The following is a 14,362-nucleotide window of genomic DNA, read 5'->3' as shown; positions in this document are numbered from 1 at the left end:
GAATGAACCGCCGGGTCGACGTATTTCCCCCGGCGCAACTGACGAGACTGGGATTAATGACCGCAGGTCTGATGCTCCGACGACGAACCGACCGACGAGAAAACTCTCGTCCGCTCCGTCGCGGCTGACTTAATCCCGGACTATCAGAACACATCTTCGGGTTTTTGGCAGGCGCGCCTTAGGTTAAAGATCGCTTGTTCAGGAACAGTCTCATGAAACAGACCACTTGGGTCATCCGGCTCGAAGATGCCGCAGACAACACCGCCATCGAAGACCTCCAGGCCGAAGCATTCGGACCGGGACGGTTCGCCCGGACAGCGTTCCGCATTCGCGAGAACGTTCCCCATCGGCCGGATCTTGCATTTGTCGGGCTTGTGGGGTCCCACATTGCCGGGTCGATCCGGCTGTCACCGATCCTGATCGGCGACTCGGAAGCGCTGTTGCTTGGTCCGTTGACCGTTTCTCCGGACTTCAAGAACAGGGGCCTCGGCAAGGCCCTGATGCGCACGGCGATGAACGCAGCCGAATTGGCAGGTGACGGTATCGTTCTTCTCGTCGGCGACGCGCCCTATTACAGTCCCTTCGGTTTCCAGCAGGTCCCTCCTGGCCAAATTACGCTTCCGGGCCCTGTTGATCCAGCAAGGCTGCTGGTCGCGCTGATGAATGATGCGGAGATGCCTGTGGGGGCGGTGCACGGCGGGTACTGAGGCGGGTTGCCAAGTCGTCGTTTCAAGCTTTGAGTTTCCGTCTACAGAGAAGCAAGGCCCCGGAACAAGTGCGCACGGTGTAACCTCAAGCCGTGTAAACGTGCTGGATTGGAGTGTTGGAAGAACAGACAAGCTGTTCTTAACAAGATCATGAGTTATAATCCAAGCAAATAGACCACGGATCCGCGAAGCAATACAGCTGCCGTCGGCATCTGGGAGTTCCTATGCGCTTGATTTTTTATGTATTGTTATCTGCTGTACTATATTTTCAGGTACAGTTTTCTGCGTTTTCGATTGAGCAAAAGCAACCCGATCTTGTTATTTACACCGAAGACTACAAACCGTTTTACTTCCGTGGCGACAATGGCGAACCGGCAGGCTCAGTGACTGAACTTGTCAGAACGCTGGCGGACAGGACCGGGATACGGATAGAGATCCATTTACGCCCGTTCCGGCGCGGATTGAATGCCGTGAACACCAACAAGAACCACTGCTTCATGGCCCTGTGGCGCACTGCGGCGCGAGAGCCTGACTTCAATTGGGTCGGGCCATTGCAGATCGACGGCTTTGCCTTTTTCGCGCTTGAAGAAAGCGAAATCTCGCTAAGCAAGATGGAGGACAGTTTCCCATACGCCACGGGAGCGGTCGGTGGCTGGACCAGTACATTGGCAGCCCGGAAGGCAGGACATCCCAATCTCGTGCTGGTCGACGATGACGCCCTTAATCTGAATATGCTCAAACAAGGTCGTACACAGCTCTGGCTTGGCGGTCTGCTGTCAGCGCCATATGTTGCCGGGGAGCAGGGGATATCGATAAAAAACGTATTCACGGTTGAGAAAGTCGATCTGTCGCTGGCCTGCAACCCTGCAACAGACACCTCCTTGACGGATCGTCTGCAGGTGACGCTCGACAGCTACACAATCAAGGGCGGTAATGCTGCACCGGGTCAGAGCGAGGAACAGTTCCGGTCACCGTCCCTCTCGATACCAGGTCAGAGACAGCATGCCGAGCAGTAGCGCAAGCCCGAGAAGGCCGATCATCAGCGGGTAACGGTCGACGCCGTTGAGGACACTGGCTTCCGTCGCCTTCAGGCCGATCCAGCCGTTGCCGGCGTAACTTGCCGATGGATGCATGGAGACGACGCGCGGGATATCCAGGTCGCCGCCCACATCCCTCAATCGCTCGGTGCTGCCGCCGGTCGCTTCGCTGATCGGCGACAGGACTTCGGTCGTCGACAGCACGTCCGTGTATTCACGCGGGTTCTGCGGTCCGACGTGAATGAGCGCGCTCATTTCTCCATCGGTTACCGAAAACAGACCGGTTTCAGTGGCTGGCAGTGTGCCGCGCCAAAGGCCTGGATCCTGCTCGGTCATGGCGACCTCGTCCACGTCTCCGGTCGGGGTGGTCACGGTGACTTCACCGATCGTGTCACCAAGCGTCTGACGTTCGATCACGAGATCGGACCCGAGGATGGAAACGTTCAAGGCCTCTTCTTCAAGATCAGGCTCCTGCATCAGCCAATGCGCGAGCCGGCGGAGCAGCGGGACGTGCGGGCCGCCGCCCTCAAAGCCACGCGCCCAGAGCCAGACATGGTCCGACAGAAGCATGGCAACCCGGCCTTCGCCTTCGCGGTTCAGAACCAGAAGCGGCGAGTCGCTCGGTCCGGACATCAGCTGATGCCCCGCGTCAAGCTGGGTATCGACAGCACGGAACCAGCGACTCCAAGCCGGCGGGTCCTGTTCGGACCCGGGCAAGCCTCTCGTTACCGGGTGACGTTCACCGAGGCTGGCAAGGGTTGCATAGAATGGTTCTTCCAGAATGCCGCCGGTCGGGCTTGCAGGCAGAATGGGTGCAAGCGGCGTCCGATAAAGACTGCCTGCCTCCGCATAGTCCGGACCACCCGCCAACAGAACGGCGCCCCCATTTTGGACATATCTGGCAATGTTGTCGAAATAGAGCATTGGCAGCACGCCGCGCCGGACATAGCGGTCGAAAATGATCAGGTCGAACTCGTCGATCTTGACGGAAAAAAGTTCACGTGTCGGAAAGGCGATCAGCGACAGTTGGTTGATCGGTGTGCCGTCCTGTTTTTCCGGGGGGCGCAAAATGGTGAAATGAACCAGGTCGACAGAGGCGTCGGACTTCAGCAGATTTCGCCAGGTACGCTCGCCCGAATGCGGCGATCCGGATACCAGCAGCACCCGCAGGTTCTCGCGGATGCCGTCGATGGTCACCACCGCGCGGTTGTTCAGGTTGGTCAGTTCGTCGCCGAGAGGTTCGGCTTCGAATTCGAAGATGTTGTCGCCGCCATGGGCAATCTCGACGGGAATGTCGATCTTTTCACCGGTGCGCGCCGTGCGCTCGCTGATGACGTCGCCGTCACGCTTGACGGTCAGCCGGACCTGATCTCCAGGACCTGTGCCCTGACCCTGGTCGACCACTGTCAGGCTCACTGTCTGCTCCGAACCGACCAGGCCAAATCTCGGTGCCTTGTCGAGCACAATCCTCCGGTCCCGTTCCTCCGGCGCACCGGTGATCACGCCGTGAACCGGTGCATCGAAGCCGAGTGCGCCAGCACTCTCGGGAACATCGTGTATCTGGCCGTCCGTGATGATGATCGCGCCGCCGACCCGCTCGGGAGGAACGTCGGCAAGGCCATTGGAAAGCGTCTGGAAAACTTCCGTTCCGTTGCCTGAACCCGAATTGCGGGCCTCGAGAACACGAAGGTCGAAGCCTTTCAGTGCTTCGACACGGCTCTGTATCTCGGCCGCGACTTCCTCGGTCGTCGCTTCCCGGTCGGCAAGACGCTGGCTCTGGCTCTTGTCGATCACAAGCGCCACAACGCTCGAAAGAGGCTCCCGGTCTTCGCGTTCAACGGCGGGATTGGCCAGGGCGAACAGCAGCAAGGCCATGGTCAGTGCCCTGAGCGCCCAGCCACGCAGATTGAGGTAGCCGGACAGTCCGGCGAGCAGAAACGCCACAACGGCACCGGCGATCAGTGCCCAGAAGGGAAGCAACGGGTCGAAGGAAAGTGACCAGACCATCAGCGCTCCTATTGCCCCAACCGTTCGAGAAGGGCGGGAATATGCACCTGATCAGCCTTGTAGTTGCCGGTCAGACTGTACATGACGATGTTAACGCCCGAGCGAAAGGCATAATCCCTCTGGACCGGGTTGTTCGGCACGGTCGGATACATGAACTCGCCGTCTTCGGAAATCGCCCATGCGGAGGCGAAATCATTGCCGGTGATCATGATCGGCGAAACACCGTCGCCAGCTCGCACAGGACGATCACCCCGGGCCGTTATCTCTTCTAGGCTTTCCACCCAGAGAGGGCTTCCGGCATAGCGTCCCGGGAAGCTGTCGAGAAGGTAGAACGCCTTGGTCAGGACATGGTCGGGCGGGACGGGTTGCAGTGGCGGGACGTCGAGATCTTCCAGGATTTCTCGCAGTTTCAGTGTCGCCGGTGTTGAGGAAAACCCGCTTGCGGAGGCATTGATGTGGTCCCTCGTATCAAACAGGATTGTGCCTCCGTTGCGCATGAATGTGTCGATACGCGCGATTGTCTGGTCGTTGGGTTTGTCCGCGGCCGGGTCGATCGGCCAATAGAGCAGCGAGTAAAAAGCGAGTTCGTCGCCTGCCAGATCGATCCCGATGGGCGCTCCCGGTTCGAGCGCTGTCCGCTCGGCGAGGAAACGCGTGAGGCCTGACAGCCCCGCTGCACTGGCGTCGTCGATCTCCGGATTGCCGGTGATGACATAGGCAAGGCGCGTTTCCAGGGTCGATTCGAGCGCACGCAATTCATCCGACGTCGATTGAGCCACAACCTGACCCGGTGTGATTACCGACAATCCCAACAGGGACAATGCCAGCAATGCCGCTACACCCGCTGTTCGGCTGCGAAGGTTCATCCGGCTCAAGCCACCGGCCAGCAGGAAAACGGCAATCGCGTCGGCAACGAGGAGCAGGAAGGCAAGCGTGAAAAAGAAAGCCCTCAAGTCAATCGGGTCGGATGCCGGATAAGCGGTCAGGGTCGCTCTTGAACCCAATGCCGTCAGGTCGAGCGGCAGCAGCGCATCGTCAGCCTGCATCAGATTCAGCGCCCGGAACCCGTCCTCGGTGCCATAGAGGCCGGGTGGTGTTCTGCGGCTTGCCGCCGCCTCGCGGAAATCAGAAGCGTTCACGGGCGTGACTTCCACCGGCGGAGCGCCGAAACGGCCATAGCCGTCAAGAAGGCGCAAAGGCGGCAGCACGCTGGCTGACGAGGTGCTGTCATCCGCAGTTTCCGAAGCCGCGGCAACATTGGATACCGCCAGAATCCTGCGCAGCATGTTCAAAAATACGCCCGAAAGCGGCAGGTTCGACCAGGAACTGTCTGCCGTCACGTGGAAAAGGACCACGCTTCCAGCGCCCAGTGGTGCAGCCGTGACAAGCGGCGTGCCGTCTTCAAGCATCGCCCAGGTCCGCTCAGGCAGATCGGAGGTCGGTTCGGCCAGTACCTGTCGGTTCACCGTGACTTCTTCGGGAATCCTGAGCCCGGCAAATGGTGAATCGTCGGGGAAATCGGCAAGGTGCTGAGGCTGTTTCCAGGACAGTGAACCGCCAAGCGAACGATCTCCGTCACGAAGGCGTACGGGGATCAGATCATCGCTGCCTCCGGCCGTGCGCGGACCTGCAAAACGCACAAGCGTGCCACCGTTTTCAACCCATTCCCGCAACTCTTCTGTCGTCGTGTCCGGCAAACGACCAACATCTGCAAGCACCAGAACAGAGATCCCCTGATCGATCAGGGCCGGTACCGCAAGAGCAATGTCTCCGTCCTTTGGCTGGCGAATATCGGAAAACGGCAGCAGTGCTCGCTCGAGATAGTACACCGGGGACAGAAGCGGCTGGTCCAGATCGCGCGACTGGCCGGATATGAGGCCAACTGTGCGCCGCCGCCAGCTGTCGTCAACGAGCTGGACGGCCCCTGCGGCTGCTTCCCCGGCGATCTCGACGCGGGCGATATCGTTTCGCAACTCACTCGGCAATTCGAAACGCGCCGTCGTTTCCGGGTTGCCGGCATCGAAGCTCGCCTGGACATCTCCCAGCACGAGACCTTTCAGATCCAGCGCCTGAACCTTTGCCGTTCCAAGTTTCTGGTCGGGATGTCTCACAACAGTAACGGAGAGGGCATCCGCATCGTTTTTCAGATCCTTCAATCCCAGCGGTGTATCGAGGCCTGCAAGAACGGTGATCGGAACTTCGCCTGTCATTGCAGCCAGGTCCGTCAGAAAGGCGCCTTCCGTGTGCGTGTTGTCCGATAACCAGACAATTGCGCCGGGAAGTGCTTCCCGGGCAGCCTTGCGCAATCCGATGCTGAGTTCGTTGCGTTGCGGTGGATAGGGTCGGGGTTCCAGAGCACGAAGCTTTTCCAGCGCCGTCGTCGCCGATTCGGGAACAAGTCTCTGAGACGGACCTTCAGCGGTCGCCGCGAACAGCACCGGCTGTCCGGACTGTTCGGCGGTGGTAAGCAATTGTTCGGCTGCACCGGACTGGGCCTCCCAGCTTTTTGCCGAAGTCCAGCCGTTGTCGACAAGAAGCCAAAGTACGCCTTGGCCTGTGTCGACCGGTTCCGTTGTACGCCAGACAGGTCCGGCCAGGGCAAAGATCAGGATGGCAGCCAACAGGAGGCGCAACAAGGTCAGCCACCAGGGACTGCGCTGCGGCGTTTCCTCATGCTGATCGATGTCCAGAAGCAGCCTCATGGGCGGAAAGGCAATTTCCCGCGGTCGTGGCGGTGTCAGACGCAACAGCCACCAGATGACCGGCAGAAGTGCCAGTGCAGTCAGGATCCACGGAGCGGTGAACGTCAGGGGGAGGCCTGCAAACATCGGGTCAGAGGCCTCCCTTGTTCATGACATCGAGTGCCCCTGAAAGTGCACTGTGCAAAACGAGAAGCGGTTCGGAGGCCGGGCGGTCAGTATGATGCAGCACATAGGTCCATCCGGCACGGCGCGCCATGTCCCTGACCTCGGCACGGTGAGCTTCCAGCTTGTTGTGATAGTCCTCCTGCCAGTTTTCCGCTCGGCCGGCGGTTATTCGCGTGCCCAGTTCGGGGTCGGTGAATTCGATGCGACCGTCGAACGGAAATGTCTCCTCGATCGGGTCGAGAACCTGCACGAGGTGACCCTTGGCACCTGTGCTCGCGACCCGGGCGACCCATGCCGCAATCTCCTCCAGCGGGTCGAGGAAATCGGAGACCAGCACCACGTCCGCGAATCTTTTCACAGAAATCGTATCCGGCAAGGCGACAGGTTTCGAAAGATGTGCCAGGGCATCTGCAAGGCGTTCGGCCGCCCGCCGGTCCGAAAACGGGCGGGTCAGGCCCGGCAGACCGATCCTTTCTCCAGTTTCCGCCAGCATGTCGGCGAGAGCGAGCATCAGGACAATAGAGCGGTCCCGCTTTGTCACTTCGGACAATTGCGACCGGAACACCATGGATGGCGAGAGATCAGCCCAGAGCCACACGGTATGTGCGGCTTCCCATTCGCGCTCGCGGACATAAAGATGGTCGTCGCGCGCGGAACGCCGCCAGTCGATGCGTTTTGCCGGTTCACCCATGTTGAATGGACGGAATTGCCAGAAACTTTCGCCCGGACCGGCCCTGCGCCGACCATGCCAGCCAGCGATGATCGAGCTGGCGACATGGCTGGCTTCGACCAGGAGATCCGGCAGCGCATCCGCAACTGATCTTGCCTCGCCGATGACGTTCGGCCAAGTATTCTGATCAATGCCTGCCGTTGTGTTCCTGGGGTCCATATACCGTCGGGCTCCTGCGAAAGACTTGAATTCAGGCGATTGTCTCTTTGACGCGCTGAACGACGTCTCTCACAGTATGACCGTCAGCCCTGGCAGCAAATGTCAACGCCATTCGATGCTGCAATACGGGTTCCGCAAGTGCAAGCACATCGTCAATCGAAGGTGCGAGGCGCCCGTCGACCAACGCGCGGGCACGTACCGTCAACATGAGGGCCTGACTTGCGCGCGGCCCCGGACCCCAGGCGATCAGCTTGGTGACATCCCCGGCAGCCGAGCCTTCGTCCGGACGGGCCGAGCGAACGAGTTTCAGGATTGCTTCGACCACGGATTCGCCAACCGGCATGCGGCGTACCAATTGCTGATAGTCCATCAGTTCTTCGGCCTTCATCGCGACCTGGGCTTCGGCCTGTTCCGCACCTGTCGTTTCCAGAAGAATGCGGCGCTCGGCTTCAAGGTCGGGATAATGCACGTCTATCTGCATTAGGAAGCGGTCAAGCTGAGCTTCGGGCAGGGGATAGGTTCCTTCCTGCTCGAGCGGGTTCTGAGTTGCGAGAACATGGAACGGGCGCGGCAGGTCGTGCGGATGGCCTGCGACGGTGATGTGATATTCCTGCATTGCCTGCAAAAGAGCGGACTGCGTTCGCGGGCTCGCGCGGTTGATTTCATCGGCCATCAGAAGCTGCGAAAACACGGGTCCCGGTATGAATCGGAAGGAACGGCCGCCATCGGCGCTCTGTTCCATGACTTCAGCCCCCAGAATATCGGATGGCATCAGGTCCGGCGTGAACTGGATGCGTCTTGCATCAAGCCCCAGGACGGTACCGAGTGTTTCGACGAGTTTCGTCTTCGCCAATCCGGGAACACCCACCAGAAGACCGTGGCCGCCTGCCAGGATCGTCACCAGTGACTGTTCGACAACCGTCTCCTGACCGAAAATGACGCGGGCGATATCGGTCTTTGCATCACTGATGCGGGCGACAGCGCGCTCTGCGTTTTCGGCAACAGCAGCGAGGTCTTCGTCGCTGGGGCTGGAGGGAGAAAGAACACTCATGAATCACCTTTCCCGTTTTGTCGTTCCCGACGCATGGGCAGGCGCCTGGGCATTGTCCTTGGTTGCTGCGACTCATGCAGTCTGACACCATATAATTCTCTAGATAAGGCGCAATTGTGCGCCATACAGTGGAAAGGGCCAATATTCTTTCCACGGATTGGGGAAAAGACGGGGCCTGTTGGTGTTGCCGTCATGAGTAAAACGGACTGATGAGGCACGGACTTGGCAAATTTTCCGAGGCCTCGAATAAGTTGTTGAAGGAATTCAAAACCTATGCCCGACGGATTCGCACCCATGGGAAAAACAATGCCGGATGGCCTGAAGGCCCTGATGAGCCGGGCCGACTCCAAAGACAAGACACCACCACCTGTCGACAAGTGGAATCCTGAGTTTTGCGGGGATCTCGACATGAGGATCGCGCGTGACGGAACCTGGTACTACCTCGGGTCACCCATTGGACGCATCGCGCTCGTCAAGCTCTTTGCCTCGGTGTTGCGCAAGGATGAAGACGGCAAGCACTACCTGGTGACCCCGGTCGAGAAGATCGGCATCACGGTGGACGACGCTCCTCTTCTGGCGGTCGAAATGGCGGTCGCCGGCGAAGGCTCGCAGCAGGAGCTGACACTGCGGACAAATCTCGGTGATCTGGTCAAAGTCGGTGCCGAACACCCGTTGCGATTTGAAAAAGAACCGGACAGCGGCGGATTGAAACCCTATGTTCTCGTGAGAGGCAGGATAGAAGCACTGTTTACCCGCGCCCTGATGTATCAGCTTGCCGACATGATCATTGAACGCGATGGTTCGAACGCTGCGCAAATGGGAATCTGGAGCGGAGGGCAATTCTATGCCATCGACGCCGAATTGCTGGTTTAGAACGGAGACCAACTTGATAGTTCGCGCAAGCCTCGAGACCGAGCGGCAGGCTGAATGACGTCAATGCAGACAGGACGGGCAATTTTGGACGAAGACTGGACCGATATCCTTCGCGACCGGTTGGCGGTAGCAGAGCGGGAGAAGAGGCGACTGGAAACCGGCGATCATGTGCTCAACCCTGATCTTCCACCCTATGCAAGGTGGGAGGGGCCGCCCAGAGACGCTGCGGTCCTCATCGGTATCTTGCAACGCGGTGAGGGGCCGAGCGTCGTCCTGACGCAGCGTACGGGCCATCTCAAGTCACATGCAGGACAAGTCGCTTTTCCGGGCGGGAAAATCGATCCGACGGACAATGGTCCCGTGGAGGCAGCCCTCAGAGAAGCGGATGAGGAAATCGGGCTTTCGCCCAGTCAGGTTGAACCGCTCGGGAATCTTGCGCCATATCTGACCGGTTCGGGGTATCGCGTGGTTCCGGTAATCGGCGCCATCCGGGACGCGGAACCATTTCATCCCAACCCCGATGAAGTCGAGGATGTCTTTGAAGTGCCGTTGAATTTTCTGATGGACCCTGCCAATCATCAGAAGCTGAGCCGGGAATGGCAGGGGAAACGACGATATTTTTACGCCATGCCCTTCGGTGAACGGTATATCTGGGGTGTTACTGCCGGAATCATCCGATCCTTTTACGAAACGGTCTATAGCTGATGTTGCGTGTTGCACTGACACATCTGATCCTGTTTTTACTTCCCTTTTTCTGTTACGCACTCTGGTTGTGGCTCACCAAAAGGAGTCAGCATCCGGATCGTTGGGCAAAGGGTCCACTGGCCTGGCTCACGGTGACGGGCCTTGTCTTCGTCATTGTGGGGTTTTTGGTCATGTCTACCTTTAACCGAGGTCCGGAAGGCACCGACTACCGACCGACGCAAATGAAGGACGGCGTCTTCGTGCCCGGTGGTTTCGAGTAGGCAATGTCGCTCAATGTCGATGATAGGCTTCGCGAATCCGACTGGTTGCGCGCTCCTGGCATTCAGGCCGTGTTCTCTGCGGTAGAGCAGGAGGGAGACGAGGCGAGAACTGTCGGTGGCGCGATCCGCAACACCCTTCTCGGCTATCCGGTTCCCGATGTTGATATCGCAACGACGGCGCGGCCGGAAATTGTCATGAAGCGTGCGCAGGATGCCGGTCTCAAACCGATCGGAACCGGGATCGATCATGGCACGATCACGATCATCAGCGGCGGATTTCCCTACGAAGTGACCACCTTGCGCGAGGATGTGGAAACCTATGGAAGACAAGCGCGGGTCGTGTTCGGCCGAGACTGGGAGAAAGATGCCCGGCGCCGCGATTTCACGATGAATGCGCTTTATGCGGACCGGCACGGCCACCTGCACGATCCACTTGGTGGACTGGAGGATTGCCTTGCAAGACGGGTTCGCTTTATCGGCGATCCGGATGCCCGCATCCGGGAAGACTATCTTCGTATCCTGAGGTTCTTTCGTATCTTTGCAGCATATGGAAAGGGTGAACTGGATCGGGAAGGACTGGGCGCCTGTCTGCGGCAGCGAGATGGCCTGCGCCAGTTGTCGGCCGAACGGATAGGGCACGAAATGCGGCGCCTCCTGAGCGCTCCTCTTGCCGCCTATGCCCTCAAGATGATGAATGATTGTGGTCTTTGGGAAATCGCGACCGGTGGGCTGGCGCGAATTGAGGACTACGAAGCCTTGCGACTGCTTGACGAGGTCGCCCGCGAGACCCGCGACCCGGAACTCGGGCTTGTTGTGCTTGCAGGTTTTGTTCGGGAGGATCTGGAACGTATCTGTGACCGGCTGCGCCTTTCCAATGCGGAACGCAAACGCATGCAAACGGCGTGGGCAGTGATGAAAAAACTAAGAAACTCAGAAGCTTTCCCGGAAGCGGCTGCCTTGACATATGAATTCGGCAAACAGGCATCGGTGGACGGATTGCTCGCCATCTGGTCCGGGCGTATCGCCCGGAATTCAGCAGACCGCGGTGCCTTTTCAAACATGCTCTCGGCGGTCAGGCATCAAGCGGTTCCGGAGTTCCCCATAAAGGGGGCGGACCTGATCGCATCGGGTCATAAACCGGGACCTGCGTTGGGGAAACTTCTCAAGCACCTTGAAAGCAAATGGATAACGAGTGGTTTTACGTTGACACGTCAACAACTACTTGAGCATTCGCGTCCTGAATCTTAGTGTTTTTTTAAAAGTAATAGCGTCAATATATCGAGTGATTTTCCCCAAGGTAAGTGCGGTGGGTATTAAGTCACTATTTTGGATTGAGGGCGCGGATAATACAATCTATGCAAATTGTTCTTATTTCAGACGGACCACTTCCGCTGGATTCACCGGTCAGAAAACTTCCTTTCTTTTTTCCCTCGCGGCTGATCGATATGGACAAGGTGTCACCGGACACGGTTGGCGATGCCAAACTTGCTGTAGTCGAATTGCTGGAAGCAACCAACGCAGGCCTGACGGCCCTGAAAGCATCCTGGAACAGTATTGCGACCATTCCTGTCATTTGCCTGGTCTCCCATAAAGTGCGCAGGGAGGTCATTCAGGCATCCGCGCTGGGCAACACCGAAACGCTTGAACGGGATGCGCCGTTTGCGCTGCTCCTGAAGCGCGTCAAGACACTCGTTGAAACAGATATTCTCGAGGCCTTGCCGAGAAATACGCCCACGCAAACCGCAGAAGCCTACAACAAGAGCAATTCGTTCCTGGAAAGCCTCTGTTTTTCGACGGTGGAAGGCGCGAAGGTCCGCATCAATCTGATGAATGAAAGCGCAGAGGAAATGTTGACAGCTCTGACCAAGGATGGGTTGTCCTGCTGGCTCAATGCCGTGGGAACGCATCACAGTGCCACCTATTGCCATTCCCTGCAGGTTGCCGGACTGGCCGGGATGCTCGCCAAGCATCTGGGCTGGAGCGAAGAAGACTGCAAGGAAGTGATCGCCGGTGGCCTTGTCCATGATGTGGGCAAGACACGCATCCCGCTGACAATCCTCGACAAGCCCGGCAAGCTCACGAAGGAAGAACGCGACATTGTTGACCGACATCCGATGTTCGGAAGGGATATCTTGAAGAGCAGACTTGAAGTCTCGCCCGACATCAAGCGGATGGCGATACAGCACCATGAATTTCTGGACGGTTCCGGGTATCCGAACCGCCTGAAGGCTGATCGGATCATTCCAAAGGTCCGCCTCATCACCGTTTGCGATATCTTTGCGGCGTTGACGGAAGAACGGACCTACAAGGAAAGCATGCCCATGCGAACCGCCTTGTCTGTCTTGAAAGACATGGGTCCGAAGCTGGACCAGAAGATGGTGGCCAATCTCGCGGAAATGCTGTTTGGACGCGCCTTTGGAGGTGTTTCCCGCCAAGCGCCCGCTGCATGAACTGCAGTCGGCTCTATTCTACGGCCATTTGACGACCGGGGGCATGGAAGACAGGATGGAAGCGACGTTGCCGCCCGTCTTGAGCCCGAAAATCGTACCTCTGTCATAAAGCAGATTGTATTCGACATATCGTCCGCGGCGGATCAATTGCTCCTCGCGTTCCGCTTCCGACCAGTTCTTTTCAAAGTTCCGCCGGACCAGATCGGGATAGATGGCGAGAAATGCTTCGCCGACTGATTTGGTAAAGGCAAAGTCGGCGTTCCAGTCTTCGCTGTGCAGGTAGTCATAGAAGATGCCGCCGATGCCGCGCGATTCATTGCGATGCTTCAAAAAGAAATAGTCGTCGCACCATGCCTTGTAGCGATCGTAATCGGCAACATCATGTGCATCGCATGCCGCTTTCATTGCCTCGTGAAAGGATACCGTATCGGGGTCATCCTGTGTTCGCCGGGCATCGAGAACCGGTGTCAGATCAGCGCCGCCGCCAAACCACTGACGAGTCGTCACGACCATGCGCGTGTTCATGTGTACAGCCGGGATGTGCGGATTGTGCAGGTGGGCAATCAGGCTGATGCCCGAGGCCCAGAAACGTGGATCCTCCGCAGCACCTGGAATCTGGCCTCGGAATTCTGGCGAGAACTCGCCATGCACGGTTGATACGTGAACCCCCACCTTTTCGAAGACACGGCCATGCATCATCGACATGACACCGCCGCCGCCCTTCGCCCCCGAACTGTCTGTTCGTTCCCAGGGGGTGCGCTCGAACCGTCCGGCAGGTCGGTCTGCGAGCGGGCCGGACAACGAGCCGATCTCGTCTTCGAGATCTTCGAATGCCTTGCAAATTCGGTTTCGCAATTCCTGGAACCACGCCGGAGCAGTCTGTTTCTTGTCTTCGATGCCGTCGGGGATCGGACCGCCGCGATTTTCCGGAGAAGGTGCATTCATGTGATCGGCCTTCGATGATTCATGTACCGCTTGTACACGTGCGTATGTCAGAAGGCGCTTTTAGGAAATGTGCCGGTCTGCCGCAAGGCTTCCCCGAGCGCCATGCCAGCCGAAACGGCAACATTGATCGAGCGCATTCCTTCGGCCATCGGAATTGTCAGGCGTGCATCGACAAGTTCGTGCACGCTTTCGGGAACACCCGTGCTTTCGCGTCCCATCAGGAGAATGTCCTCGGAACGGTACTGAAAGTCCGTATAAAAGGTGTCCGACTTCGTTGTCAGGAGTATCAGTCTCCTGTTCTGCGTCAGCCGGAACAGCTCGAAATCCGCAAAACTCCTGTGCCGTCTCATCGTTGCCCGTTCCAGATAGTCCATGCCGGCCCGCTTCAATGCACTGTCGGAGATTGGAAATCCGGCAGGTTCGATCAGATGAACCGTGACACTCATGCAGGCAGCCAACCTGAGGATCGTGCCGGTATTTTGCGGAATGTCAGGCTGGTACAGGGCTAGTTGTGGCATAAGCTTGGATGACTCGCACTTGCAGGCCGCGGTGGATACCAGTTTACCCGGCA

The 14,362-nt window shown here is 58.2% G+C and carries 13 protein-coding genes; 7 read left to right on the top strand and 6 right to left on the bottom strand.

The features are described from left to right. Positions 1 to 212 precede the first annotated feature (212 nt). Both ACO6TI_RS28595 and ACO6TI_RS28590 read left to right on the top strand, forming a co-directional pair. Positions 213 to 707, top strand: a complete 495-nt coding sequence (locus ACO6TI_RS28595) for a GNAT family N-acetyltransferase (protein ID WP_055117924.1) — start codon at positions 213 to 215, stop codon at positions 705 to 707. A 224-nt stretch (positions 708 to 931) separates the two neighbouring features. Further along, complete coding sequence (locus ACO6TI_RS28590) at positions 932 to 1,723, top strand: substrate-binding periplasmic protein (RefSeq protein WP_055117922.1); 792 nt, start codon at positions 932 to 934, stop codon at positions 1,721 to 1,723. On the opposite strand, the gene ACO6TI_RS28585 is transcribed toward ACO6TI_RS28590, so the two are convergent. The 4 genes from ACO6TI_RS28585 to ACO6TI_RS28570 are packed head-to-tail and all read right to left on the bottom strand — an operon-like array spanning position 1,676 to position 8,558. After that, entirely contained in the window at positions 1,676 to 3,751 is a 2,076-nt protein-coding gene (locus tag ACO6TI_RS28585; RefSeq protein WP_108875589.1) for a hypothetical protein, read from the bottom strand. The genes ACO6TI_RS28590 and ACO6TI_RS28585 overlap by 48 nt on opposite strands. 8 nt (positions 3,752 to 3,759) lie before the next feature. Next, a complete protein-coding gene (locus ACO6TI_RS28580; protein WP_422383848.1) occupies positions 3,760 to 6,579 on the bottom strand; it encodes a DUF4159 domain-containing protein in 2,820 nt (939 codons plus the stop codon). A gap of 4 nt (positions 6,580 to 6,583) precedes the next feature. Next, complete coding sequence (locus ACO6TI_RS28575; protein ID WP_055117916.1) at positions 6,584 to 7,507, bottom strand: DUF58 domain-containing protein; 924 nt, start codon at positions 7,505 to 7,507, stop codon at positions 6,584 to 6,586. Between the two features lie 31 nt (positions 7,508 to 7,538). Continuing rightward, positions 7,539 to 8,558 carry an AAA family ATPase gene (locus ACO6TI_RS28570; protein ID WP_104703904.1) on the bottom strand — a complete coding sequence of 340 codons (1,020 nt, stop codon included), beginning with the start codon at positions 8,556 to 8,558 and terminating at the stop codon, positions 7,539 to 7,541. Positions 8,559 to 8,831: 273 nt separating this feature from the next. Between ACO6TI_RS28570 and ACO6TI_RS28565 the strand changes: the two genes are divergently transcribed. From ACO6TI_RS28565 to ACO6TI_RS28545, 5 genes are all read left to right on the top strand, one after another. After that, complete coding sequence (locus tag ACO6TI_RS28565; RefSeq protein ID WP_055117911.1) at positions 8,832 to 9,431, top strand: DUF1285 domain-containing protein; 600 nt, start codon at positions 8,832 to 8,834, stop codon at positions 9,429 to 9,431. Between the two features lie 54 nt (positions 9,432 to 9,485). Next, positions 9,486 to 10,136, top strand: coding sequence for a CoA pyrophosphatase (locus ACO6TI_RS28560; protein ID WP_055117910.1), 651 nt, complete (start codon positions 9,486 to 9,488; stop codon positions 10,134 to 10,136). Beyond that, on the top strand, positions 10,136 to 10,396 hold the full coding sequence (locus tag ACO6TI_RS28555) for a DUF6111 family protein (RefSeq protein WP_055117908.1): 261 nt from the start codon (positions 10,136 to 10,138) through the stop codon (positions 10,394 to 10,396). The genes ACO6TI_RS28560 and ACO6TI_RS28555 overlap by 1 nt, the downstream gene beginning before the upstream one ends. A 3-nt stretch (positions 10,397 to 10,399) precedes the next feature. Next, on the top strand, positions 10,400 to 11,644 hold the full coding sequence (locus tag ACO6TI_RS28550; protein ID WP_422383847.1) for a CCA tRNA nucleotidyltransferase: 1,245 nt from the start codon (positions 10,400 to 10,402) through the stop codon (positions 11,642 to 11,644). Positions 11,645 to 11,751: 107 nt separating this feature from the next. Further along, a complete protein-coding gene (locus ACO6TI_RS28545; RefSeq protein ID WP_055117904.1) occupies positions 11,752 to 12,846 on the top strand; it encodes an HD-GYP domain-containing protein in 1,095 nt (364 codons plus the stop codon). 18 nt (positions 12,847 to 12,864) lie between these two features. On the opposite strand, the gene hemF is transcribed toward ACO6TI_RS28545, so the two are convergent. Continuing rightward, entirely contained in the window at positions 12,865 to 13,791 is a 927-nt protein-coding gene (hemF, locus tag ACO6TI_RS28540; protein WP_422383846.1) for an oxygen-dependent coproporphyrinogen oxidase, read from the bottom strand. 47 nt (positions 13,792 to 13,838) lie between these two features. Continuing rightward, a complete protein-coding gene (locus ACO6TI_RS28535) occupies positions 13,839 to 14,309 on the bottom strand; it encodes a tRNA (cytidine(34)-2'-O)-methyltransferase (RefSeq protein WP_104703900.1) in 471 nt (156 codons plus the stop codon). Between the last annotated feature and the right edge of the window lie 53 nt (positions 14,310 to 14,362).

Source organism: Roseibium album, from assembly GCF_965233825.1.
In the GTDB taxonomy this organism is placed as follows: Bacteria; Pseudomonadota; Alphaproteobacteria; order Rhizobiales; family Stappiaceae; genus Roseibium; species Roseibium album.
Note: the sequence above shows the minus strand (reverse complement) of the source record. Positions and strands in the feature narration are given on the sequence as shown.

Bases quoted from the DNA above. Each gene is read 5' to 3' on its own strand.
- ACO6TI_RS28595 (WP_055117924.1), top strand. From the start codon at position 213: ATGAAACAGACCACTTGGGTCATCCGGCTCGAAGATGCCGCAGACAAC.
- ACO6TI_RS28590 (WP_055117922.1), top strand. From the start codon at position 932: ATGCGCTTGATTTTTTATGTATTGTTATCTGCTGTACTATATTTTCAG.
- ACO6TI_RS28585 (WP_108875589.1), bottom strand. From the start codon at position 3,751: ATGGTCTGGTCACTTTCCTTCGACCCGTTGCTTCCCTTCTGGGCACTG.
- ACO6TI_RS28580 (WP_422383848.1), bottom strand. From the start codon at position 6,579: ATGTTTGCAGGCCTCCCCCTGACGTTCACCGCTCCGTGGATCCTGACT.
- ACO6TI_RS28575 (WP_055117916.1), bottom strand. From the start codon at position 7,507: ATGGACCCCAGGAACACAACGGCAGGCATTGATCAGAATACTTGGCCG.
- ACO6TI_RS28570 (WP_104703904.1), bottom strand. From the start codon at position 8,558: ATGAGTGTTCTTTCTCCCTCCAGCCCCAGCGACGAAGACCTCGCTGCT.
- ACO6TI_RS28565 (WP_055117911.1), top strand. From the start codon at position 8,832: ATGCCCGACGGATTCGCACCCATGGGAAAAACAATGCCGGATGGCCTG.
- ACO6TI_RS28560 (WP_055117910.1), top strand. From the start codon at position 9,486: ATGACGTCAATGCAGACAGGACGGGCAATTTTGGACGAAGACTGGACC.
- ACO6TI_RS28555 (WP_055117908.1), top strand. From the start codon at position 10,136: ATGTTGCGTGTTGCACTGACACATCTGATCCTGTTTTTACTTCCCTTT.
- ACO6TI_RS28550 (WP_422383847.1), top strand. From the start codon at position 10,400: ATGTCGCTCAATGTCGATGATAGGCTTCGCGAATCCGACTGGTTGCGC.
- ACO6TI_RS28545 (WP_055117904.1), top strand. From the start codon at position 11,752: ATGCAAATTGTTCTTATTTCAGACGGACCACTTCCGCTGGATTCACCG.
- hemF (WP_422383846.1), bottom strand. From the start codon at position 13,791: ATGAATGCACCTTCTCCGGAAAATCGCGGCGGTCCGATCCCCGACGGC.
- ACO6TI_RS28535 (WP_104703900.1), bottom strand. From the start codon at position 14,309: ATGCCACAACTAGCCCTGTACCAGCCTGACATTCCGCAAAATACCGGC.